Genomic DNA, 22,736 nt, shown 5'->3' with positions numbered 1-22,736 from the left:
GGACCTGCTGATGCCGAGCTTTCACAACGGCGCTGTTGAAATTGCCTATCTCGACGAAGGCGAGGGCGATCCGATCATCCTGGTGCACGGCTTTGCCTCCAGCAAGAACGTGAACTGGGTCTATCCGACCTGGGTCTCGGAGCTGCGCAAGAATGGTCGCCGCGTCATCGCGCTGGACAATCGCGGCCATGGCGAAAGCGCAAAGCTCTACGATCCCGCGCAATACTCGATCCCCACCATGGCGGGCGACGTGCTCGCGCTGATGGATCATCTCGCCATCCCGCAGGCCGACATCATGGGCTATTCGATGGGCGGGCGGATGGCGGCCTGGCTCGGCCTCAACGAGCCGCAGCGCCTGCGCTCGGCGATCCTCGGCGGCATCGGCATCGGCGGCCTGATCGAGGGCACCGGGCCCGGCGAGGTCGTCGCCAGGGCGCTGGAAGCACCCTCGCTCGACGACGTCAGCGATCCCGTCGGCCGCACGTTCCGTGCGTTTGCGGATCAAACGCGCTCCGACCGTGTCGCGCTGGCGGCCTGTCTGCGTGGCACGCGCGAGCTCATGACCAGGGAAGAGGCCGCGCGGATCGATGTGCCCGTGCTGGTCGCGGTCGGCTCGACCGATGACGTCGCGGGCTCGGCCAGCGCGTTGGGTGCGATCATCCCCGGCTCGGAAGTGCTCGATATTCCCGGCCGCGATCACATGCGCGCGGTCGGCGACAAGGTCTACAAATCAGGCGTGCTGGATTTCCTGTCGCGCCGCGATTGAGCTGCGCGATCTTATCGTGCTTTGGACTCGTCGTCGCCAAAGCGACGCGACAGCGCCATCAGCACCACGAAGGTCGCGACCCACACCATGCGCGCGCCGTAGCGGTCGTGTGGCCCTGAGATCACGCCGCAGATGAAGGCATTGCCGAGCAAGGCCAGCGTCACGGTCGCCGCCAGCAGGGTCAGGTCGTCGAGCCTTCTGTTGGCCAGCGCGTGTCCGAGCAGCACGAGCAGCCCCAGCATCGAGACCAGCGCCACCGGCACGTGGAGCCAGTTGACGGTGTCGAAATTGAGCTCCCAGTTCTGCTGTCGTGCCGCGCGCATCGGCGCGACCTGCGCCGGAATGTAGCGCTCGATGATGCCATAGGTGTGCGGAATCCAGACGCTGGCGCCTTCGCCGGTCGCCACATGCAGCAATTGTTCGCCCGTCGCCCGCAGCGCCGCCCCGGCCTGCCAGGCCGGATACTCGGCGAGCGACCGCTCGACGATGGTGCCCATTTCGTCATTGAGCCCGTCGAAGCGGCCGAGCGTGTTGAACATGCTATTGCCCCACAGGAATTCGTCGGCGGTGGCAGGCAATTCATTGCGATAGGGACAAAGCTTGAAGTTCTCGTGCGGGCAGTGATCTCCAAGGAAGCGCGCGACGATGCCGTCCTGCATCATGCGGCCGAAGGCGACGCCGGTGCCGCCGGGGGTCCACGCCCATTTGCCTGACAGCGCGTGGTTGGCCGCGATCAGCATCAGGCTGCCGACGACGATCGTCAGGCTGCCCTGCGCCAATCCCGCAATCGGCAGACGACGCCCCAGCAGCGGCCGCGCCATCCAGCCGGCGGCGCAGAGCCCGAACAGCACGCCGAGCGTGGCGCTATGGGTTGCGGCGGCGAAGGCGGTGAAGACGAACAGCCCGGCCTTCTCTGCCCACGAGATGCGGCTGCCGCCGGTGACCAGGAGAAACAGCGACAGGATCGACAGTCCCGCAAAGATGTCGGTGAGCAGCATGCTGGCGAGCCAGGGCAGGGCCGTCGACACGATCAGCAGCAGGCTGATGGCGGCGAAGCGGGGCGTCTGCAGCATCGAGAGGACGCGCAAGGTGAGCTGCAACAGCCACAACGTCGACAGCGACTGGACCGCGAGGTTGATCCAGAATCCGGAGCTCTCGCCAAAGTGCAGGTAGAGGCCGAACACGGTGGACCGGCTCGGCACGAGATAGCCTTCGTACCAGCGCGCCAGATAGCCGCCGGTATCCCATTGCAACAGCGGATAGCCGTTCCAGAACGCCGGCGCGATCATGAGGAGGGGCAGGGCCACCGCCGCCAGCCGCAGCCAAAGCGGTCCCGCGGCGCGCGCGCGCAATTGATCGGTGGTGATGCTCAAAACCGCTCCGTCCTCTGCCGGACCATGCCCGCAATAATGGTCGAGACGAAATTCACCAATAGTTTGACGCCGCCCGACTTGAATTTGGCAAGACTCTGACCATTTCAAGCCGACCTTGCCGCCTGGGGTTATCAAGAGAAACTGTTGTAATTCAAGGCGTTGGCGTGCTTGCGCGGGGCAAGGTGCTGTTCACTCTCAGGCAAGCCCGTCAGGACTTTGTCGCCTACACTGTGCTATAGATCCAACAAAAGCAGCCCATTCGAAAGAGCAGATTCATGGCAGTGCATCAGGTCAATCCGGGAGGGAAGCTCGCGACGCTCGATCCGATCTGGGACCGGATCCGTGGCGAGGCGGAGGACATCGTCCATCGCGAGCCCGAGCTTGCGACCTTCATCTATTCGACCGTGCTGCATCACAGCCGCCTCGAAGATTCGGTGGTCCATCGTGTGGCCGACCGGCTCGACCACGCCGCGCTCTCGGGCGATCTGGTGCGGCAGACCTTCGACGAAGCCCTGCGCGACGATCCTGATCTCGGCAATGCCTTCCGCGCCGATCTCGTCGCCGTTTACGACCGCGATCCCGCGACGTCGCGATTCATCGATCCCTTGCTCTACTTCAAGGGCTTTCACGCCATCCAGACTCATCGCCTCGCGCACTGGCTCTATCTGAAGGGCCGCAAGGACTTTGCGTATTACCTCCAGAGCAGTGCGTCCGCGGTGTTCCAGACCGACATCAATCCCGCCGCGCGCATCGGCCGCGGCATCTTCCTCGACCACGCCACCGGCTTTGTCTGCGGCGAGACGGCTGTGATCGAGGACGACGTCTCGATCCTGCACGGCGTCACGCTCGGCGGCACCGGCAAGGAGAATGAGGACCGTCATCCCAAGATTCGTCACGGCGTGCTGATCGGCGCCGGCGCCAAGATCCTCGGCAATATCGAGATCGGCCATTGCGCGCGCATCGCGGCCGGCTCGGTCGTGGTGAAGCCCGTGCCGCACAACGTCACGGTCGCCGGCGTGCCGGCGAAGATCGTCGGCGAGGCCGGCTGCGCCGAGCCGTCGCGCACCATGGACCAGATGATCAACGCGATGGGTCTTTGAGTTCTGCGAGGTGAGGGCCGGATCGTCCGGCCCTTTCCGTCCCCAAATTCTTTGGCAATTCATGCTGGCGGTTCGCCGCATCTCGTCCTAAAACGCGGCCTGCCAATTTTGATCGGAGACTTGCCGTGGACGTCAAAGAAGTCAGAAAGCTGGACGCGTATCTGAAGCGCGTATTCGGCAATCCCAAGATCCGCGTCGTGCCGCGGCCGAAGAAGGACGATTCCGCCGAGGTTTATATCGGCGAGGAGTTCATCGGCGTGCTGTTCGTCGATGACGAGGATGATGATCGCTCCTTCCAGTTCCAGATGGCGATCCTCGAGGACGATCTGGTCGATCAGGAATAGGTCTCGTGTCCCGGACGCACTGCAGCGCTTTTAGCGTTGCTGTGCAGAGCCGGGACCCAGAAGCCCCACGGCGTATCGCTGCAACATGGGCCCCGGCTCTGCAGCGCACCGTCGAAGAGACGCTGCGCTGCCTCCGGGGCATGTATCGGACATCAAGGCGCGCTCTCTCCATATTGGCTCGCAATGACGGATGATATGCCTGAGGCCCGGGCGTCCGCGGCCTCGTCGCTTTGTTTCTTTGCAAGAACCCGCAGCTCCGCCGTGACGTCAGGCACTGAGGGCCTTTCAGCCGCGCCTCAATTGCACACTTCGTATTGTTTCCCTGAGTCCATGGAATTCTTCCCGCTGACAATGCGACAGCCGGGCTTTACCGGCCGACAGCCGGTCGTGTTGCAAAGGATTTGACCAGAAGACGCACGCGGCTTTGCCGGCGCAGCTTCGATCTGCGTCCGCTCCGTGTCTTTCTTCTTTGCATCCTCGCGGGTCGCAACCGGCTTCTTGTCCTGCACCTTTTCGCATTCGTTGTCGTCATTGACGCGGTAGCCGGCGCGGCAAGCGATCTTCACGCAAGCGTCGCCATCGGCCTTGAAGCCGTGATCGCACACCAGCGGGCAGACACGGCCCGACTTGGCCTTGATCGCATCGAGCGCCTCGAAGCTTGCCAGCTTGGCGTCGAACCTCGTGCCGGCATGTTTATTGAACAGTGCCAGCGAACGCTGTGAGGCCGCATTCCAGTCGCCGTCCGCATCGCTCGCGAGGCATCCGACACGACGGAGTTCTGACTGCACCAATTTGGCAGTCTCCTGCGGCGAGAGACTGGGCGGCGACTGAGTTGGGGCCACTGCTGCGACCTTCTGCTCACCGTCGCCCTGAGCCTTCTCGGGCGCCTGCTTTGCGGCTAGCTCGGATGCTGCCTTTTCGCTGGCGATCCTGTCGGCGAGCGCCTTCTCGGCAGCCTGCTTCTCGGCTTGCGCCTGGGCGACGGCGGCCTCTGCATCCTTCCTGCGCTGCTCGGCAGCCGCAGCCTTCGTTTCCTCAATCTGCCTGGCTTTCTCGGCCGCGATCCGGGCGTCTTCGGCAGCCTTTGCCGCCGCTGCGGCCTTCTCTTGTTCGACTTTCTTGGCGCGCTCGGTCGCCAATCGGACCTTCTCATCCTCGGCCTGCCTGGCCTTTTCCGCAGCCGCATCGCGAGTTTCCTCGGCGGCAATCTTGCTCAATTGGCCCTTGGCAAGGTCGCTATAGAAGCCGCTCGGGTAGCGGTTGATGAAGGAGGACCACACGTCCCGGGTCCCAATCTGGAGCGCCAGTTCATAGTCGCGCCGGATTTCGCTCTCCGGGCTCGCTTGCGGCCCGGCGACGGTCGGCTTGGCGGGGACGAGCGCCACATCATCGCCTCCAAGCGAGCCGTACACATACGGCTCCTGCGTGTAGCCGGTGGTCTTGAGCACGTCGTCACGGACGAATCGAAAGGCCTTGCCGAGGTCGAGCCCCGGGGTTGGCAGGCGCTCGACCACAGCGGTGGCAAAGGGACTATTCCCGGAGTCGCCATCCGATGCCGTCGATCCCGCCTTGGCGGCGAACGCGATCATCGTGTTCGGGCTGGCCGGCTCGACCTTGGCGAGCCCACGGCCGATGCCACGCGAGGCAATGGTCCGCTTCATGGTCTTGGCGAACGGATTGTCGCGGCAAGCGTCAAGGATGACGAGGCGAAGCTGCTTGGCTGGCTCGACGGCGAACAGGGCCCGATCCAGCGCAATTGTCTCGTCGAGCACGTCGCTGTCGGTCTCGAGTGTCGCGTCGGTCGGGATCAGATAGTTGGTGCCGTCGAACTCAATCCCGTGACCGGCATAATAGATGACCGCGACGTCGGCTTCGCGCGCCTTGCCGCCGAAATCGCGCAGCGCCTTGCGCATCGCGGCGACGTTCAGGTCGAGCCTGACGTCGACCGAGTCAAAACCCGCCTTCTTGAACATGTCGCCGACCAGCGCGGCATCGTTCGCGGGGTTCGTCAGCCGCGCCACATTCTTGTAGGCAGAGTTGCCGATCACCAGAGCGACACGCTTCTCGGCCAGGGCCGTGCCGCAGGTGAAACTTGTAAGAAGAAGGGCAATCAGGACTCTCAGCATATGCGGCCAACCCTCAATCGCAGACCTCGGTCATATGTCCCTGAGTGAAACCAGCCTTCGGCAGCTGCAAACGGCATCCTTGTCGCACTGGACGGCAACTCCGAGTGTCGCAATAGACCTGGCCTGCCGACTGCTGCTTCGACGGTGCGGCTTCAACCTTCTTCCTCTCGTCGTCTCGCTTCTTGGCGTCCTCGCGGGTCGCAACGGGCCTCTTGTCCTGCACCTTCTCGCACTCGTTGTCGTCATTGACGCGATAACCTGCGCGGCAGGCGATCTTCACGCAAGCATCGCCATCGGCCTTGAAGCCGTGATCGCACACCAGCGGGCAGACGCGGCCCGGCTTGGCCTTGATGGCGTCGAGCACCTCGATGTTCGCGAGCTTGGCGTCGAATTTCGTCCCTGCGTATTTGTTGAACAGGGTCAGCGAGCGTTGTGATGATGCATTCCAGTCGCCGTCGGCCGATGCCGCCAGACAGCCGACGCGGCGCAACTCGGACTGAACCAGCTTTGTCGTTTCTGCGAGGGAGAGGGTAGGCTGCGACACAGTCGGCGCAACGGCCGCGACTTTCTGTGTGCTGTCGGCAGCTTGCTGTTTTTCGGCAGCGGCCTTTTCGCTGGCCAGCCTTTCGGCGAGCGCCGTCTCGGCAGCTTGCTTGTCGGCCTGTGCCTTGGCCACGGAGGCCTCCGCGTCCTTGCGGCGCTGCTCGGCCACGAGCGCCTTGGCCTCCTCGACCTGTTTGGCCTTTTCGGCGGCAAGGCGGGCATTCTCGGCGGCCTTGGCGGCGGCCGCCGCCTTCTCCTGCTCGGCCTTGTTCGCGCGCTCGGTTGCGAGACGTGCCTTTTCGTCTTCGGCCTGGCGGGCCTTCGCCGCCGCAGCGGCGCGCGCCTCCTCGGCTGCGACGTTCTTCAGCTGCGCGCGGGCGAGGCCCGCATAGAAGCCATCGGGATAAGCCTGGAGGAAAGCTTCCCAGGCGTCGCGGTTTCCGGTCTGCAGTGCAAGCTCATAGTCCCTGCGGATGCTGTCCTGGGGGTTGGCTTGCGGGCCTTGCGGCGCCGTCACCACAGGCTTTGCCGGTACCAGCGAAACGTCATCGCCTCCGAGGGAGCCGTACACATACGGCTCCTGCCTGGAGCCGGTGGCCTTGAGGACGTCGTCGCGCACGAATCGAAAGGCCTTGCCCAGGTCGAGCCCCGGCGTCGGCAGGCGTTCGACCAAAGCGGTGGCAAACGGACTGTTCTTCGTATCGCCATCCGACGCCGTCGAGCCCGCCTTGGCCGCGAAGGCAATCATGGTGTTCGGGCTGGTCGGCTCGACCTTGGCGAGGCCGCGGCCGATGGCCCGGGCGGCCACCGTGCGCTTCATCGTCTTGGCGAACGGGTTGTCGCGGCAAGCATCCAGGATGACGAGCCGGAGCTGCTTGGCGGGTTCGATGGCAAAGAGGGCGCGGTCCAGCGCGACGGTCTCGTCGAGCACGTCGCCGTCGGTCTCCAGAGCGGCGTCAGTGGGGATCAGGTAGTTCGTTCCGTCCAGCTCGATGCCGTGCCCGGCGTAGTAGATCACCGCAACCTCGGCATCGCGAGTCCGGCCTGCGAACTCGCGCAGCGACCTGCGCATGTCGGCGGCGTTGAGGTCGAGCCTGACATCCACATTGTCGAAACCCGCCTTCTTGAACATGCCGCCGACCAGAGTGGCATCGTTCGTGGGGTTCGCCAGCCTCCCGACGTTCTTGTAGGCCGAATTGCCGATGACGAGCGCGACCCGCTTCTCGGCCAGTGCCGAGCCGGTTCCAAGCCAAATCGAAAACCAGGTCGTAACAATCAACAAACCAAGCAGCCGAAGCCGCATTCCAGCCCCCGAATGCAAGAACGTCAGATTATCCGCAGAATGGCCAAATGCAATTCGAGGTCTGTGACATCAGTCACATTGGCTACAGCCGGGTCATTCAAGGCCATCGGGTGCCATGACGCCGCGCGTCAGTCGCGCGATACGGACAGCCCCGCGACAAGCGGAGCGTACGCGGCGAGCCTGCGGGATACGAACTCCGTGAACAGCCGCACGCGTTTCGTCTTGCGTGTCTCCCCCTGCGTGAGAAGCCAGAGCGTTCCGTACATGTGCAGGTCAGTGCCCGGCACCCTCACCAGGAGGGGGTCGGCATCGCCGACGAAGCACGGCAGTGTTGTCATTCCGATCCCTTGCCTTGCTGCAGCGACCTGCGCTTCGGCGTCCGTGGTCCTGAATGGAACCCCGGTGGTGCGAACCTCACCCTCGCTTGCCCAATCCGGAATTCCGTGACTGCTGATGACGATCCACCTGATGGGATCAGGCGCGCCCGCACGCCATGCGGCCAGTCGATCCCTGGCCATGTAGACGCCGCCGAAAACCTCCGGCCCCTTCAGGCCGTGAAGATTGAGCGGCAGGGTTCTGCGATCGTAGACGACACGGATCGCGACGTCGGCCTCTCGGTTGGTCAGATTTGCGAGCTCTCCGAACGACAGGATTTCCATCTCGATATCCTGATGCAGACGCGCGAAGTCGGCGAAATCAGGCATGAGCAGGTGTGTCACGAGGGGAGGCGCCAGCGTCACCCGCAGGCGCCCGCGCACGCTCTGGTCGCGCCCCAGGACGCGCGTCTCCAGTAGGTGCGACGACGCTTCCATCTGGTCCGCGAACTCGAGGACCTCCTCGCCCGCAGCCGTCAGGCGGTAGCCCGAAGGCAGCTTTTCGAACATGTGCACACCGAGGCGTTCGTCGAGCTGGGCGATGCGTCGCAGCACGGTGGAGTGGTTCACGCCGAGGCGCTCGGCGGCGGCCCGCACCGAGCCTCCGCGCGCGACGGCAAGAAAGTAGCGAACGTCGTCCCAGTCGATCATGGTGCAATCCGGCACCGCGCGGTGCCGCTTCCAAAGCTCGTGTCCGACACGTCGAACACCCTCTCGAATGCTGGGTAGCACGGGCGGTGATCATAGCCCATGCCGGCAAGCGCGGCCCAATCGCGAACGGCGGATGCCGGTCGCCACGGCTGTCGTAGTCATCCAGCCGGATCGATTTCGCACAACCGATGTGCGCACTTCTGCACTCAACGCCTGACGCCGGCAGGCCTAGGTCGAGGTCCTCGGGGACAGAGGCTGTCCCGACGAATGGAGAAGTCATGAGAAAGCTTGAGGGTAAGGTTGCAGTCGTCACGGGTGGATCGAGCGGTATGGCGCTGGCGAGCGCCAGGCGGTTCGTTGAAGAAGGCGCCTATGTCTTCATCACGGGCCGGAGACAGGAGGCGCTCGACGAGGCCGTCAAGCTGATTGGCCGAAACGTGACGGGCGTGCGTGGCGACACAGCCAATCTCGACGACCTCGACCGACTGTTCGACACGGTCAAACGGGTCAAAGGCAAGATCGACGTCCTGTACGCGAGCGCAGGCATCGGCGAAGCCGTCGCGTTGGGCGAGATCTCCGAGCAGCATTTCGATGTGACCTTCGGCCTGAATACGCGCGGCACGTTGTTTACGGTGCAGAAGGCGCTGCCGCTGTTCCGCGATGGCGGATCGATCTTCATGACCGGATCGGTTGCCTCGGTGAAAGGTTTTCCCGGCTACGGCGTGTACGCGGCGAGCAAGGCGGCGTTGCGCTCATTCGCACGCACCTGGCTCAACGAACTGAAGGGCCGGAATATCCGGGTGAACGTGCTGAGCCCGGGGCCGATCGCCACACCGATGCAGGACCAAGTTCTCACCGCGGAGGCGAAGCGGATGTTCGAATCCCTGATCCCGCGGGGAAAGATGGGCCTTCCTGAGGAGATTGCGGCGGCCGCGCTGTTTCTTGCGTCAGACGATTCGAGCTTCGTGAACGGCGTCGAGCTGTCTGTCGACGGCGGTTTCTCGGCTGTTTGAAGGCACGAGCGATCAATATCAACACAGACTGGAGTAGTCATGATGAGCTATGCGATTGTAGGATTCGGCAAAGTGGGTCAGGCCCTCGCCCATGCTTTCGCCCGTAAGAACGTCGACGTGACCGTTGCGAGCCGTCGGCCCGCTGAAGCGTTGGCGCCACAGGCTCGCGCGATTGGACCCAAAGTCGTCGCCATGTCGCTGCGGGATGCACTTGAGGCTGACACGATCATCCTTGCGGTTCCGTTCGGGGAGCATCGCGAGGTTGCGAAGGCCCTGCCGAACTGGAAGGGCAAGACGGTTATCGACGCGACCAACGCGTTGGGAGAAGCCCCGGACGATTTCCCGTCCTCCGCCGTCGTCGCCAAGGCATTCACCGGCGCCAAGCTCGTGAAGGGTTTCAATCACCTCGCTGCAGCGAGGCTTGCTGCCGATCCGATCGTCGAGGGTGGGCACCGGGTCGTCTTTCTGTCCAGCGATGACGAGGACGCGGTCGCTCCCGTAGCGACCCTCGCCAAACAATTGGGGTTCGCACCCGTCAAGCTGGGACGGCTCAACGAGGGTGGCGCGCTGGTACACGCACGCGGCCGCATTTGGGGCCAGCTTATCTTCCAGGACCTGTTCAAGAAGGAGCAGTAATCGATCGACGGCCGTGTGATCGATATCGCAGGCCGAGTGACAAAAAAGGGCTTGATGGCCGCGACGCCGACAGGCCCAGGGATCGCCCGAGGCCTGTCGGTGGCCGCATCAACGCGGGGTCGCGCCATGATGCCATCATGCTCCTGTTTTGCCCGACGGAACAAGCTTTATTTCGAAAATGGCGAATTATCGAAAATACGAAGCCGCGGCGGCCGCCTCGCTACTGTGCATGGGGTTGTTTTCGACTTTTGCGTCGCGGCCGGGTTCAGCTGTGCGGCCCGCGCAGCTGCGCCGTCAGCTTGTCCATCGCCTCCGCAATGTCCCGCCATTGCGACAACCAGCTGCGCGGAAAGCGGAAGGTGAGGTCGGCGCCGCCGACGCGGCGTTCGGACAGGCACATGCCGGGCGTCGACGCATCGCGCGTGCAGCGCGCGCTGAGCGCGGGGGTGCTTGCTGAATACAGATCCTCGCTGCCATAGGGCGTGTCGCTGCGGAACGGGCGCATCGTCAATCCGTCGTCCGGCGCCGTCGCTGACGGCTCGAGATAGCGCGGATAGATCGTCGTCGTTCGCTGTTCCGGCGAGAGCGCATCGTGATGCGCCGCGATCGAGAGGAAGATTCGGTCGATCGGCTGCATCGCCGTGTCCACGGTGTCGGCGGTCACGTGCGTCGGCCCGCTGGGCGCGTCCAGCGAGGGATAGAGGAAGTCGAGATCGATGCGCTCCTGCGGGCCGGAGTGCCGCTGGATCTTCATCCGGATCGCGGAGATCGGCAGGTTGAACAGCGTGCCGCCGACGCTCACGGGCAGCTTGTCCGGCGTGTCAGTGCCGCCCGTGCTCCAGGTCGGCCACAACAGATAGGCAACCAGCGCGATCGCACTCGCCACGAACACGCAGGTCAGCGCGACCGGGACGAGATGGCTCCGCGCACGCGCCCTTGCGTTCGTCCTGGCAGAGCGAGGGGAGGTGGCCGAAAACACTGTCATGACGTCGCGCAATGGGTCCGTGGCCGGTCGGCCGGTGGCCGACGAATCACCGGCGAATATGCCACGTGGCGGCGATTTCGCGGAAGGTTCCGGCCCTGCAGTGAACGACGGGGGCCCTGTCCGGGCCGGGCGGCCCCGTTAACCTTCGCTTAAGGATAATGTAGCGTTAACCGGCACTATTTGTCACAGGGAAGGCTCCTCGCGTTGCGTATGGGCGGACTGTTCCGATGACACCTGAAGCTCTCAACACCTTCTTCTCGATCTGCATCGGTTTTGCGCTCGCGGGCGCGCTCGCGAATGGGTACCAGGCGCTGTCGCAGCGCCAAGCCGGTTTCGGACTGCTGCAGGAAGGCGTGGCGCCGAAGACGTTTGCAGCCGTGCCGTTCCTGGTGTTCGCGGCGCCCTTCATCATCATGCGCAATACGCTGCGCGGCATGCGGCTCGAAAGCCGCCGCTTCGAGTTCGTGATGGTGGCGACCGTCATCGCCGGCTTCTGGAGCATGATGAGCGGCACCTTCTTCCTGATGACGCTGCGCGCGACCGGCGTGCTCGGCTGACGCTTCGATAGGCTCTTCGCGGCGGCCCTTTGCCTCCGCGCCGTCGTTTCGCTATGGCTTGGTTGACGTGACAGGAGACCTCCATGGCGATCTACGAGCTCGACGGGCAGGCGCCCGACCTTCCTTCGGACGGCAATTACTTCATCGCGGAAACCGCAACCGTGATCGGCAAGGTGCGCCTGAAGCCGGGCGCCAGCGTCTGGTTCGGCGCGGTGCTGCGCGGCGACAATGAGTGGATCGAGATCGGCGAGGGCGCCAACGTGCAGGACGGCTCGACCTGCCACACCGATCTCGGCTTTCCGCTCGTCATCGGCAAGAGCTGCACCGTCGGCCACAACGTCATCCTGCACGGCTGCACCATTGAGGAAGGCGCGCTGATCGGCATGGGCTCGATCGTCATGAACGGCGCGAAGATCGGCCGCAACAGCATCGTCGGTGCCGGCTCCGTCATCACCGAGGGCAAGGAGTTTCCGCAACGCTCGCTCATCATCGGTTCGCCCGCGCGCGTCATCCGCACGCTGGACGATGCCCAGGTGCAGAAGATGGGAAGCGCCGCCAGGTTCTATGTCGCCAACGGCCCGCGCTTCACGAAGGGCCTGAAGCGGATCGGCTGATCCGCGCCCCGGTTCCATTTGCTCACGCCGTAAAAATACCAGTAGGTATTTTAATCCTCCGCTAGCGCAGACAGGCCTATCGTGACGCTCTTTCAACCAGGGAGAGCGGCGCTATGGACGCTGCGGCATCGCGATCCGGCCTCGACGCCGGTATCCGACTTTTAAAGAAATTTGTCCGCTTCGCACGCGGGGCCGACACGCTGAGCGTCGCGGAGAAGGTCTACAGCATCGCCGGCTTTCTCGCGATTGTGACGACCTTGCTGCTCGTGATGTCGGTCCAGACCGTCCGGTTGCAGACGACCTATCGTCACATGTATGCGACCTCCGCAGAGGCTGCGATCAGCGCCGGGCGCATCAATGCGCTGATCTACGCGATCGTGATGGAATCACGCGGCATCTACATGTCCAGTGACCGCCACGCGGCGAAGCAGTTTGCCGACGAGCTGATACGACGTAACCACGAGCTCGCGGACGCGGTGAAGAGCATGGAGCGCACCGTCGGTGACGACGACGCCGAACTGTTCTCCACCTTCCGACAGCGCATCGCGCAGTTCATCGAGTTTCGGCAGGAGGTGGTGCGGCGCGGGCTCGAGATCAGTCCCGCAGCGGCGCGCGAGCTGGGCGACAATGATGCCAACCGGAGCCTGCGCAGCAAGCTCAACAGCGATGTCGAGGCGCTCGAACGCATCTATGCGGAACGCGCCCGCCAGGCGGACCAACTCGCCGACGAGAACCGCTACGCCGCAGCCTACCTGTTCATGCTCGGGCTCGCCGCGCTCTATCTCGGCGGCCTGAATGTCGTGGTGATGCGGAACTCGGTGGTCGGGGCGCTGACCGAGATCACGCGGGCGACCGACCGGATCGCGGACGGAGACGTCAAGAGCGAGGTGCCGCATCTCGGTCGCCACGACGAGATCGGACATCTTGCACGCGCCGTGCAGCACTTCCGCGACGCCGTTGCGCGCATCTTCGAGCTCGAGGAGCTCGAGCTCGGCACCGCGCAGGCCCGCGACGCGGCGATGACCGAGCGCGACAATTTCAACGACAAGTACCAGGCCAAGAAGTGGCAGCTCTCGGCCGCGATCAACAGCATGCCGCAGGGCCTGATCATGCTGGATGGCAAGGCAGCCGTGGTCGCCATGAACGCCAATTATCGACGGATCTACAATCTGCCCGAGACGATCCAGGCCGGCTCGACACTCGAGGAGATTCTCCAGCACCGGGTCAAGAGCGGCTTGTTCAGCGGCGACGTCGCAAAATATGTCGGCGCCGTGCGCGATCGGATCGCCAAGCGCGAGCCAACGGCCTACGAGATCACGTTGAACGACGGCCGCATCATCAAGATCTACGAAAGGCCGATGGACGGTGGCGGCTGGGTATCGGTGCAGGAGGACGTCACCGAGCAGCGGCAGCGGGAGCGCATTCTCGAGCGGATGGAGCGTTTCCTCGCCACCATCATCGAGAACGTGACTGAGGGCATCATCGCCAAGGACGCGCGCAGCATGCGCTATTTGTTCATCAACAAGGCCGCCGAAAAGCAGATCGGCATGTCGCGCGGCGAAATCGTCGGCAAGACAGCGCGCGAACTGTTTTCCAAGGAAACCGCCGATCTGATTGAACAGCGCGACAAGCAGCTGCTAGCCCAGCGGCAGCAACTCGAGCCCATCACCGATACGATCAACAATCCCGTCCGCGGTCGACGCCTTGTATCGTGGCGGCGCCTCCAGATCGGCGGAGCCGGAGAGGAGTCGCATATCTTCGTGACCATGGTCGAGGATCTCGGCAAGGAGATGGGTGCGGCCGCGTAGCGACGGTGTTCGGCAGCCCGGAGGGGGCGTCAGCTTCCCTCGGATTCCCGCGCCTCGCTTGCGCCGGCGACCTTCTCGTGCCCGGCGGCCCAAAGCGCATGCTCGTCGCTGCCGTTCGAGTAAGGATTGGCCTCGGCGGGAATGTTTTCGCGTGCTGCGCGTTCGCCCTCTGCAAAGGGATCGCGATCCGTCATGATGGTTTTGCCTTTCCTGTTTCAAGCTGATGCGACGGGATTTGTTCCGGAACCTGTCATTGCAGCTACCGTTGATTGGGCAGGGAGATCTTTCCAATGACCCAACCGTCCGCAAGCGCTTCGCTCAAGATGTTGATCGTCATCATCGGCCTCGCCGCAATGCCGGCTGTGTCGCTCGCTCAGACCACCGGTGGCGCGACCGGATCGACCGGCGTCGCCAATACGCCCGCGCCGCCGCCCGGCACCAACAGCCTGGGCACGGCGCAATCCTCCGGCGCGAACACGGCGCCCGGTGTCACCACCGGGGCAGCCTCGGGCACGAACCCCGACGCCGATGCCACAGTGAGCGCCGAGAACCGCCTGCTCGACAAGAAGATGAAGAGCATCTGCCGCGGCTGCTGATGCTCGCGCGGAAGTGAGCCGGCCCGCCTATCATCGATGATCCGATGACATTAGCTTGGTTCCTGTTTTGGAGTGTGGAGCGTTTCCACGCGGAGGGTGAGTTGATGTTGCGCAAGATGATCGTGGCCGCACTGGCCGTCGTGGCGGTTGGTCTCGCAGCGCCCCAGGCGGCGCAGGCGGGCGGCCATTGGGGCGGCGGTGGCCATTGGGGTGGTGGTGGTGGCCATTGGGGCGGTGGCGGCTGGGGCCACGGCGGATGGGGTCATGGCTGGCACGGTGGCGGCTTTTGGCCGGGTGTCGCGATCGGCGCCGGCATTGCGGGCGCCGGCTATTACGGAGCTTATGGTTACGGTTATCCCGCCTACGGCGACCCCTATTCTTACGGCGCCGATTACGATGATGGCGGCTACGGCGCGCAGTGCTACCTCGTGCGGCAGCGCGTAATGACGCAATGGGGCTGGCGCGTCCGCCGCGTTCAGGTCTGTGAGTAGAGGTTGAGGGTGGTGCCCAGCTAAGGCATCGGAATACCGCAGCATTAAAAAACAAGGCCGTTGACGCAGTATACCGTCAACGACCTTGCCAGCCCCGGATATTGAAATCGGCTCACGCCATCCGGTAGAGCCCACCATGGCGCGGAATCATACGGACGAATGTGATCCAGTTCACAAGTTCCGAAAATAATGCCGACGAGGCGGAACGGATCAGCCGCGTGTGCGTTTGCGCGCGCTGGCGTGGACGCGGTGGCGCGAGGGTTTCCTTGAGGTAACCGCGGGAGTGTCGGCCTCCGTGGACCGGACGCTGGCAAAGGATTGCCGCAAGCTGTCGATGGATTCGTTCAGACCGGCGACCTGATCCGATAGGCGTTTGGTATCGGCCTGCTGCGAGGCGAGCAGCTTCTTCATGCTCTGAAGCTGGTCCTGCACGACCTGGAGCTGGTCGATCGATTCCTGCTGGGTCGCCTCCAGTCCCTTGGTCTTCTCGACCAGTTGCTCGGAGGCCTGCGCCGCGCGCACCTGAAGCTGCCGCGAGGCGACCACGCGGTCGGTCTCAGGCGCAGCGCCGGTATAGGCGCGCCAGATCGCGATCGAGGTGACGCCGGCGATCAGGAGCAGCAGTGCCGCAGCCGTCAACGCGATCGGCTGGGCGCCAAGACGAAGGAGGGGGTTGGACGGAGTGTCCTCTGCGAGATCGATCATCGCTGACAAGACCCAAATTGAAACTTGGTGAGTGGCGAAGAGCGGCAGCACAAGAACGAGAAGCAAGGCGGCCGGGGCGTCCCGAAAGTGTTACTGTTCAGCAACAATTGGGACGAAAAGGTGGCCGCTTGGGGAAAAAGCGCTGATGACCCAACGCGAAGGCCCCTCGCGTTCGGCAAAAACAAGCCCGCCCAAACCGAATTCGGTGTGAATGGGGATCGGACCAGCCGAACCGCAAAGGTCCAGCGGAACTTCGACAGCCCTTAAGGACGGGCAGCCTTCAACGAAGGCTGGATCGTCATGCGATAGGCGATAAACGCAGTGCCGTCGAAGGTCTCCACGACCTCGTCGCAAGCCGGACAGCGATACTCGCCCGAATTGGCCGCTGGCGTGGCAAGCTCGAGCCGCCGAAAGCCGGCTCCGCACGCTGAACAGGTGACATCGTTCTTTCTCATGCAAAGCCCCGTAGAACTACTGGTGCGGGTCTTAGCACGGCATCCGGCAGAACTGGGCGTCGCTCGTGACCGAAACACAAAAGTTGATCGCTCTCAGCACGCAAGCGGAAGCTCAGGGCTGAAACGGCGAAAACGGGCCCGAATAGGTCTTCGCGCGGGGCGCCGCGTAGGGGCCGAGCCGGGATGTTGAGAGCTCGAGCCGGACCAGTCCTTCGGCCAGCGTCACCGCGGCAGCAACGCCATCAACCACGGGCAGGCCATGGGTGGCGGCGAGCTCTGCCGCAAGATCCGCCATGCCGGCGCAGCCGAGCACGATCGCCTCGGCGCGGTCGTCGCGGATCGCGGCCGTGATTTCCGCGGAGATCTTGCCGAGCGCCTCGGCGTTGCGTTCCTCGAGTGCCAGCACGGGGACCTCGGCGGCCCGCACACGGGCGCAACGCTCCGAAAGGCCGTATTTCCGCAAATTGTGTTCAATCGGCACGATAGAGACACCAAGCGTCGTCACCACGGCAAAGCGTGCCGCGACCAGGCTCGCGACGTGGAAGCCGGCTTCGCCGATGCCGATGACAGGGGCTTTTGCAACGGCACGCGCGGCATCGAGGCCGGTGTCGTCGAAGCAGGCGATGATGTGCGCGTTCGCGCCGTCGCGGTCGGCCTCGCGGATGCAGCCGAGCATGCCCGGAACGGCGAAAGCCTCGTCGTAAAACCCTTCGATCGAGACCGGCCCCATCGCGGGCTGCCGCGCGTCGATCACGGTCTCGGGCAGCGCAATCGCGCGCGCCGCTGCGGCGATCTTCGCCGTCATCGTAACAGTGGTGTTGGGATTGACGACGTGCAGTCGCATCGCGATCAGACCAGGCCTTTGCCGGCGTCCGAGCCCTTCGCCGCCTGGCGCTTGTTGAGCATGTGGATGGTGCCCAGCGCAAGCGTGATCACCGCGAAGGACACCGCGGAGATGATGGTGCCGAGCGCATAGATATCGGGGTTCGTCACCGTCGTGGTGAGGCCCTGAAGGTCGAGCGGCAATGTATTGACCGCCCCGATCGCCTGACTGGAGCGCGCGAGCTCGTCCCAGGACAGCGTGAAGCCGAACAGGCCGATACCGATCACGGATGGAAGGATGATCGGCAGCACGACGTAGCGGAACGTTTGCCACGGTGTCGCGCCGAGATCGCGCGCCGCTTCCTCGAGCCTGGGATCGAAGCGGTTGAAGATCGCAAACATGATCAGCAGGCCGAACGGCAGCGTCCAGGTCAGATGCGCACCCAGACCGGAGGTGAGCAATCCCATCGAGGTCTCGAAGTTTTCGTTCCAATGCGCCTTGATCAAATCGTCGATGATGCGGAATTCCAGCGAGATGCCGAGCGAGGTGATGATCGAGGGGACGATCAGGCTTGCGATCGCCGAGTAGAACAGAATGCTCTGCGCCTTGAACTTCCTGCGGAAGGCCATGCCGGCGGCGACCGACAGCACGACGGTGACGGCCATCACGATGATGCCAAGCAACAGCGAGCGGCGGAAGGATGCACCGAGATCGATGATGCCGGTGCCCTGGAACAGTTTTGCCAGCCAGTAGGTCGACACGCCGTTCATCGGGAAGGTGAGGCCGCCCTGCGGCCCCTGGAACGACAGCACGTAGATCGCGATCATCGGGCCGTAGAGAAACAGCACATAGGCCGCGAAGAAAATCGCGAGCACATAGAATGAGCGCGGGCGTCCTTCCTTCATCGCCTACAGCTCCTTCTTGATGTCGACGATGCGCGACATCATGGTGATGATCAGGAAGGTGATGACGAGCAGGATCACGGCATTGGCGGCCGCAGCCGGGAATTGCAGCGCGTTCACCCGGGTCTCGATGATCTTGCCAGCCGCCGCGATCTGCTGGCCGCCCATCACGCCGATGGTGATGAAGTCGCCCATCACGATGGTGATGACGAAGATCGAGCCGATCACGATCCCAGGCTTGGCCAGCGGGATGATGACGTTGACCAGCGTCTGCAAGCCGGAGGCGCCGGCATCATAGGCCGCCTCGATCAGCGATTTGTCGATGCGGATCATCGAATTGAAGATTGGCACCACCATGAAGAAGGTGAAGAGGTGGACCAGGGCCAGCACGACGGAGAATTCGGAGAACAACAGCCATTCGACCGGCTGGTTGATGAGGCCCGTTTTCATCAGCCCGGAGTTTACGAGGCCATTGCGCCCGAGCAGCGGAATCCAGGCGATCATGCGAATGACGTTGGAGGTCCAGAACGGGATCGTGCAGAGCAGCGACAGCCCCATCTGCCAGGTCTTCGACTTGACGTGGAAGGCAAGGAAATAGGCGACCCAGAAACCGATGAAGAGCGTGATGGCCCAGACCAGGAAGCAGAGCTTCAGCGTCTTCAGATAGGTCTTTGCGATCGTGCAGAGATCGGGGAGCTGCGCGATGCAGCCTTCGAACGTGTCGGTGTAGCCGCGGCCCGAGAAGGCCGGCAGCAATTGATATTCGTTGTAATCCCAGAACGAGACGATGACGACGAAGACCAGCGGGATCAGGAAGAAGGCGAGAAACACCAGCATCATCGGCCCGGCCTGGAGCCAGGAGATGAAGGACGGCGACAGGCGCGCGGATTTCGCCGCGCGCCTCGTCTCGGATCCCCGGACCAGGTCCGGGGATCCCTGTTGCAGGATGTCTTCCGACGTATCCATCACGCGGCGATGAACTCGTTCCACTTGCGGACCATGTAGTCGTTTTCGTCCATCACCGCGTTCCAGCAGGCGACGCCGCCCATGCGATCCTCGTAGGAGCCGCCGTCACGCACCGCGCCTGCCTTCTCCAGCAGCGAACCGTCGGGCGCCTTGATGTCCTTTTCGGCCGGCTTGCCTTCCATCCAGTAGGCCCACTCGTAGGGCTCCATGTTCGCTTTCGCGGTCGAGAGCACGGCCGAGTAGTAGCCCTGGCGGTTGAGATAGGCGCCGGCATAGCCGGACAGGAACCAGTTGACGAACTCATAGGCCCAGTCGAGCTTCGCACCCGACACACCCTTGGAGACGCAGAAGCCGGACGCCCAGGAGCGATAGCCTTCCTTCAGCGGTTGGAAGGTGCAGGCGATGCCCATCGAGCGCACTTTCGTCACCGCCGGCGACCACATCGATTGAATGACGGTTTCGCCCGAGGCCATCAGGTTGACGCTCTCGTTGAAGTCCTTCCAGAACGCGCGGAACTGGCCGGCCTTCTTCGCCTCGGTCATCACCTTCATGGTGAGATCGATCTCTTCCTTGGTCATGTTGCCCTTGTCGGCATATTTGTACTTGCCGGTGGCTTCCACGACCATCGCGGCATCCATGATGCCGATCGAGGGGATGTTGAGGATCGAGGCCTTGCCCTTGAACTCGGGGTTGAGCAGTTCCGACCACGAGCTGATCGGGCGCTTGATCAGGTCGGGACGGATGCCGAGCGTGTCGGCGTTGTAGACGGTCGGGATCAGCGTGACGAACTCGGTCGCCGTCTTGGAAAACGTCTTGGAGTCCTTGCCTTCGAGATACAGCACCTTCCAGGGCGCGGTGCCCTGACCGCCGATCTTCTTGCCGCCGGGCGTTTCGCCCTTGGTGAAGACGGGGGTGATGTTGTCGAATTCCTTGATCTTCTTGGCGTCGAGGGCAAGGATGTTGCCCGACGGCACCAGCTTCTTCAGCGAGAAATATTCGGTGTCCAGCACGTCGAACGAGTTCGGCTGGGTCATCACGCGCTTGGTGACGTCGTCGGTGGTCGCGGTGATGTATTCGATCTTGATGCCGGTGTCCTTCAGGCACTGCTTGGAGATGTCGTCGCCCTCGTTCACGGCGGTGCCGAGATAGCGCAGCACCTTCGGCTCGGCCGACATCACGTAGGGAAAGCCGGTGATGGCGCCGGAGCCGGCGGCGAGGCCCGCGAGACCCGCGGTGCCCTTCAGTAACGTGCGGCGGCTGACGCCGGTCTTTTTGGTCGTGTCGGTCATTCCAGTCACTCCTCTGTGTTGCGCATTTTCTAAAATGACGGCGCTATTGCAGACGTTGCGCCTTGGTGGGATCCCAGGTGGCCAGCACGCGATCGCCCGGCCGGAACGGGTGGACGTCGAACGCGGCTTCGGGAACGTGTGAGAACAGGGCAGTGCCGTCGTCGAGCGTGAGCGAGACGGCAACATAGGAGCCCTGGTACTCGGTCTGGGTCAGCAGCGCTGGCGCGCCGAACGCGCCGTCAGTGACCGGCTTGATGCCGAGCTGATCGGCGCGCACGGCGATGAGGCTGCCGGCGTCGTTGAGGACGTTGTGCCCCCCGATGAAGCGAGCCACGAATTCGGTGCGGGGATGGTGGAAGATGTCGCGGGCCGTGCCCTGCTGCTCGATCTTGCCCTGGTTCATCACCACGATGTGGTCGGCAAGCGCCATCGCCTCTTCCTGGCCGTGGGTGACCTGGATGAAGCTGATGCCGAGCTCGCGCTGCAGCCGCTTGAGCTCGCCCCGCATCCTGACCCGCAGGAACGGATCGAGCGCGGACAGCGGCTCGTCGAGCAGAAGGATCTGCGGCTCGGTGATCAGCGCGCGGGCGAGCGCCACGCGCTGCTGCTGGCCGCCGGAGAGCTGGGCTGGGAGGCGGCTGGCATAGGGGCTCATCGCCACCAGTTCCAGAAGCTCGCCGGCGCGCTTGTGCCTGGTGGCGCGGTCGATGCCGCGCATTTTCAGGGCAAACGCAACATTGTCGAGCACGGTGAGGTGCGGAAACAGCGCGTAGGACTGGAACATCATGGCCGTGCCGCGCTTGGCGGGCTCGAGGTCCGTGACGTTCTGCGGGCCGAGGATGATGTCGCCCTCGCTGACTGCCTCGTGACCCGCGATCATGCGCAAGGTCGAGGTTTTGCCGCAGCCGGACGGGCCGAGCAGGCAGCAATAGGTGCCGGCCGGGATCTTCAGATTGACATTGTCGACCGCCAGCGTCGCGTCATAGCGCTTGGTGACGGCAACCAGTTCGAGAGCGGCAGGAGTGGCCATGGCGTGTCCGAGAGGAGGGCGGTGCTCCGCCTCTCTCCGCAAGGTCCGTGCCAACAGCGCCAAAATTGCCCAATTCGAAAACTGTGCAGCGGAGTCAGATCGTTAGATCGAATCCGGTGCGATTGTGCCGCCCATAGCGTGCGTGCGGACATGCACACAAATTGGGCGAAGATTGTATAAAGTTTCGCCTGTGATTGGATACACCTCGTCGATTACCATCGGGACCGAACGTCGTTGATCGAGCCCTCAAACCAAAACTTCGAACTGATGGCCGCCAAACCCCGCCCGAAATCCGATGCGCCAGATGTGAGCGATCGCGTCAGCCGGATCAGGGAGGGCGTGACCGCGGCGATCCTCGAGCATCGACTTTTGCCGGGCACCAAGCTCGGGGAGGATGAGATCGGCGAGATCTATGGCGCGAGCCGCACCCTGGTCCGCACCGCGCTGCAACAGCTCGCGCATGAGGGCATCGTCAACATCGAGAAGAACCGCGGCGCCTTCGTTGCGCGTCCGACGCCTGCGGATGCCCGCGAGGTGTTCGAGGCGCGCCGCCTGATCGAGCCGACCATCGTCGATCATGCCTGTGAGGCTGTCTCGCCCGCATGGATCGAGCGCCTTCAGCAGCACCTCACTGAGGAGCGCGAAGCCGAGCTGCGCGGCGACGCGCGCGCCTCGGTCCGGCTCTCCGGCGACTTTCACCGGCTCATCGCCGAGATGAGCGGCCACAGCATCTATCTCGGCTTCCTCAAGGAACTGATCGCGCGCTCATCGCTGATCATCCTGCTCTATCGCCGTCACGACACGCCCGCCTGCGGCACCGATCATCATGCCGAGATCGTCACCGCGATCCGCAAGCGCGACAAGCAGGCTGCGCGCACGCAGATGCTGTCGCATCTGAACGAAATCGAGGCCGAGCTGTTTCTCAAGGATCCCGCCGCGGACGAGTTGCGGCTTGCCGACGTGCTCGGCGTGTAGGCGAGCCGCATTGATCGGCTATGGCAACGAAGATCCTTCGTTGCGCCTGACGATCTTCAACACCAGCAGAACAGCGCCTATGACCAGCAGCAGGACACCGACGAAAGTCGTTCCGCTGGATTCAAAGGTCACGCCGACCGCGGTCAGCAAGCATCCAAAGATGATTGCCAAGAGCCCGCCGAGTTTCTTGACGAGCAACAGGGGTCCGTCACTTGCTTGTGCCACCATGTCACGCCTCACCACTTGCTGCGCGGTTTTTGCTGCGCAGACTCGCGATCGTACGCCTGTCAGTGCAAGTTGCAATCTTGCGT

At 63.6% G+C, this 22,736-nt stretch carries 25 protein-coding genes; 11 read left to right on the top strand and 14 right to left on the bottom strand.

The annotated features are described in order from the left end of the window. Nucleotides 1-10: 10 nt before the first annotated feature. Nucleotides 11-766 carry an alpha/beta hydrolase gene (locus Q0687_RS15755; RefSeq protein WP_298878248.1) on the top strand — a complete coding sequence of 252 codons (756 nt, stop codon included), beginning with the start codon at nucleotides 11-13 and terminating at the stop codon, nucleotides 764-766. 11 nt (nucleotides 767-777) lie between these two features. Here the strand turns inward: Q0687_RS15755 and Q0687_RS15750 are convergent, their stop codons facing one another. Beyond that, nucleotides 778-2,139: a hypothetical protein gene (locus tag Q0687_RS15750; protein WP_298878247.1), complete on the bottom strand. Its 1,362-nt coding sequence runs from the start codon at nucleotides 2,137-2,139 to the stop codon at nucleotides 778-780. A 275-nt stretch (nucleotides 2,140-2,414) separates the two neighbouring features. Between Q0687_RS15750 and cysE the strand changes: the two genes are divergently transcribed. Both cysE and Q0687_RS15740 read left to right on the top strand, forming a co-directional pair. Continuing rightward, nucleotides 2,415-3,239: a serine O-acetyltransferase gene (gene cysE / locus Q0687_RS15745; RefSeq protein WP_298878244.1), complete on the top strand. Its 825-nt coding sequence runs from the start codon at nucleotides 2,415-2,417 to the stop codon at nucleotides 3,237-3,239. Nucleotides 3,240-3,364: 125 nt separating this feature from the next. Then, nucleotides 3,365-3,583 carry a DUF3126 family protein gene (locus Q0687_RS15740; RefSeq protein WP_007602550.1) on the top strand — a complete coding sequence of 73 codons (219 nt, stop codon included), beginning with the start codon at nucleotides 3,365-3,367 and terminating at the stop codon, nucleotides 3,581-3,583. 296 nt (nucleotides 3,584-3,879) lie between these two features. On the opposite strand, the gene Q0687_RS15735 is transcribed toward Q0687_RS15740, so the two are convergent. The 3 genes from Q0687_RS15735 to Q0687_RS15725 all read right to left on the bottom strand — a co-directional run bounded on the left by Q0687_RS15735 (nucleotide 3,880) and on the right by Q0687_RS15725 (nucleotide 8,580). Further along, nucleotides 3,880-5,709: a caspase family protein gene (locus Q0687_RS15735; RefSeq protein WP_298878240.1), complete on the bottom strand. Its 1,830-nt coding sequence runs from the start codon at nucleotides 5,707-5,709 to the stop codon at nucleotides 3,880-3,882. A gap of 13 nt (nucleotides 5,710-5,722) precedes the next feature. Beyond that, on the bottom strand, nucleotides 5,723-7,555 hold the full coding sequence (locus Q0687_RS15730; protein WP_298878237.1) for a caspase family protein: 1,833 nt from the start codon (nucleotides 7,553-7,555) through the stop codon (nucleotides 5,723-5,725). Nucleotides 7,556-7,683: 128 nt separating this feature from the next. Then, a complete protein-coding gene (locus Q0687_RS15725; protein ID WP_298878234.1) occupies nucleotides 7,684-8,580 on the bottom strand; it encodes a LysR family transcriptional regulator in 897 nt (298 codons plus the stop codon). 278 nt (nucleotides 8,581-8,858) lie between these two features. On the opposite strand from Q0687_RS15725, the gene Q0687_RS15720 reads away from it, so the two are divergent. Together Q0687_RS15720 and Q0687_RS15715 are read left to right on the top strand one after the other, a co-directional pair. After that, nucleotides 8,859-9,593 carry an SDR family oxidoreductase gene (locus tag Q0687_RS15720; RefSeq protein WP_298878232.1) on the top strand — a complete coding sequence of 245 codons (735 nt, stop codon included), beginning with the start codon at nucleotides 8,859-8,861 and terminating at the stop codon, nucleotides 9,591-9,593. 42 nt (nucleotides 9,594-9,635) lie between these two features. Beyond that, nucleotides 9,636-10,229 carry an NAD(P)-binding domain-containing protein gene (locus Q0687_RS15715; protein WP_298878494.1) on the top strand — a complete coding sequence of 198 codons (594 nt, stop codon included), beginning with the start codon at nucleotides 9,636-9,638 and terminating at the stop codon, nucleotides 10,227-10,229. A gap of 265 nt (nucleotides 10,230-10,494) precedes the next feature. Here Q0687_RS15715 and Q0687_RS15710 read toward each other — a convergent pair whose 3' ends face one another. After that, entirely contained in the window at nucleotides 10,495-11,214 is a 720-nt protein-coding gene (locus tag Q0687_RS15710; protein WP_298878230.1) for a hypothetical protein, read from the bottom strand. Nucleotides 11,215-11,441: 227 nt separating this feature from the next. Here Q0687_RS15710 and Q0687_RS15705 point away from each other — a divergent pair, with 227 nt between their 5' ends. From Q0687_RS15705 to Q0687_RS15695, 3 genes are all read left to right on the top strand, one after another. After that, the gene (locus tag Q0687_RS15705) at nucleotides 11,442-11,771 is read left to right on the top strand and encodes a hypothetical protein (protein ID WP_298878227.1); all 330 of its coding nucleotides are present in this window, start codon (nucleotides 11,442-11,444) and stop codon (nucleotides 11,769-11,771) included. An 83-nt stretch (nucleotides 11,772-11,854) separates the two neighbouring features. Then, nucleotides 11,855-12,385 (top strand): gamma carbonic anhydrase family protein, encoded by a 531-nt coding sequence (locus Q0687_RS15700; protein WP_298878224.1) that lies wholly within the window; start codon nucleotides 11,855-11,857, stop codon nucleotides 12,383-12,385. Nucleotides 12,386-12,498: 113 nt separating this feature from the next. Beyond that, on the top strand, nucleotides 12,499-14,193 hold the full coding sequence (locus Q0687_RS15695) for a PAS-domain containing protein (protein WP_298878221.1): 1,695 nt from the start codon (nucleotides 12,499-12,501) through the stop codon (nucleotides 14,191-14,193). A gap of 29 nt (nucleotides 14,194-14,222) precedes the next feature. Here Q0687_RS15695 and Q0687_RS15690 read toward each other — a convergent pair whose 3' ends face one another. Next, nucleotides 14,223-14,387: a hypothetical protein gene (locus Q0687_RS15690; RefSeq protein WP_298878218.1), complete on the bottom strand. Its 165-nt coding sequence runs from the start codon at nucleotides 14,385-14,387 to the stop codon at nucleotides 14,223-14,225. A gap of 96 nt (nucleotides 14,388-14,483) precedes the next feature. Between Q0687_RS15690 and Q0687_RS15685 the strand changes: the two genes are divergently transcribed. Together Q0687_RS15685 and Q0687_RS15680 are read left to right on the top strand one after the other, a co-directional pair. Next, nucleotides 14,484-14,789: a hypothetical protein gene (locus tag Q0687_RS15685; RefSeq protein ID WP_298878215.1), complete on the top strand. Its 306-nt coding sequence runs from the start codon at nucleotides 14,484-14,486 to the stop codon at nucleotides 14,787-14,789. Between the two features lie 104 nt (nucleotides 14,790-14,893). Continuing rightward, complete coding sequence (locus tag Q0687_RS15680; RefSeq protein WP_298878212.1) at nucleotides 14,894-15,280, top strand: hypothetical protein; 387 nt, start codon at nucleotides 14,894-14,896, stop codon at nucleotides 15,278-15,280. Between the two features lie 210 nt (nucleotides 15,281-15,490). Here the strand turns inward: Q0687_RS15680 and Q0687_RS15675 are convergent, their stop codons facing one another. The 7 genes from Q0687_RS15675 to Q0687_RS15645 form a co-directional block, all read right to left on the bottom strand. Continuing rightward, a complete protein-coding gene (locus Q0687_RS15675) occupies nucleotides 15,491-15,985 on the bottom strand; it encodes a hypothetical protein (RefSeq protein WP_298878209.1) in 495 nt (164 codons plus the stop codon). A 263-nt stretch (nucleotides 15,986-16,248) separates the two neighbouring features. Next, nucleotides 16,249-16,440 carry a hypothetical protein gene (locus Q0687_RS15670; RefSeq protein WP_298878208.1) on the bottom strand — a complete coding sequence of 64 codons (192 nt, stop codon included), beginning with the start codon at nucleotides 16,438-16,440 and terminating at the stop codon, nucleotides 16,249-16,251. Nucleotides 16,441-16,552: 112 nt separating this feature from the next. Next, nucleotides 16,553-17,284, bottom strand: a complete 732-nt coding sequence (locus tag Q0687_RS15665; RefSeq protein WP_298878206.1) for an aspartate/glutamate racemase family protein — start codon at nucleotides 17,282-17,284, stop codon at nucleotides 16,553-16,555. A 5-nt stretch (nucleotides 17,285-17,289) separates the two neighbouring features. Next, nucleotides 17,290-18,168 (bottom strand): ABC transporter permease, encoded by an 879-nt coding sequence (locus Q0687_RS15660; protein WP_298878203.1) that lies wholly within the window; start codon nucleotides 18,166-18,168, stop codon nucleotides 17,290-17,292. A gap of 3 nt (nucleotides 18,169-18,171) precedes the next feature. Next, nucleotides 18,172-19,131, bottom strand: a complete 960-nt coding sequence (locus Q0687_RS15655; RefSeq protein WP_298878492.1) for an ABC transporter permease — start codon at nucleotides 19,129-19,131, stop codon at nucleotides 18,172-18,174. Then, nucleotides 19,131-20,420 carry a PotD/PotF family extracellular solute-binding protein gene (locus tag Q0687_RS15650; RefSeq protein ID WP_298878201.1) on the bottom strand — a complete coding sequence of 430 codons (1,290 nt, stop codon included), beginning with the start codon at nucleotides 20,418-20,420 and terminating at the stop codon, nucleotides 19,131-19,133. The genes Q0687_RS15655 and Q0687_RS15650 overlap by 1 nt, the downstream gene beginning before the upstream one ends. 43 nt (nucleotides 20,421-20,463) lie before the next feature. Further along, the gene (locus Q0687_RS15645; protein WP_298878198.1) at nucleotides 20,464-21,450 is read right to left on the bottom strand and encodes an ABC transporter ATP-binding protein; all 987 of its coding nucleotides are present in this window, start codon (nucleotides 21,448-21,450) and stop codon (nucleotides 20,464-20,466) included. A gap of 267 nt (nucleotides 21,451-21,717) precedes the next feature. On the opposite strand from Q0687_RS15645, the gene Q0687_RS15640 reads away from it, so the two are divergent. Beyond that, nucleotides 21,718-22,425 carry a GntR family transcriptional regulator gene (locus Q0687_RS15640; RefSeq protein ID WP_298878196.1) on the top strand — a complete coding sequence of 236 codons (708 nt, stop codon included), beginning with the start codon at nucleotides 21,718-21,720 and terminating at the stop codon, nucleotides 22,423-22,425. 18 nt (nucleotides 22,426-22,443) lie between these two features. Here Q0687_RS15640 and Q0687_RS15635 read toward each other — a convergent pair whose 3' ends face one another. After that, entirely contained in the window at nucleotides 22,444-22,653 is a 210-nt protein-coding gene (locus tag Q0687_RS15635) for a hypothetical protein (RefSeq protein ID WP_298878194.1), read from the bottom strand. Nucleotides 22,654-22,736: the final 83 nt, after the last annotated feature.

The organism is uncultured Bradyrhizobium sp. (assembly GCF_936928535.1).
GTDB lineage: Bacteria > Pseudomonadota > Alphaproteobacteria > Rhizobiales > Xanthobacteraceae > Bradyrhizobium.
Note: the sequence above shows the minus strand (reverse complement) of the source record. Positions and strands in the feature narration are given on the sequence as shown.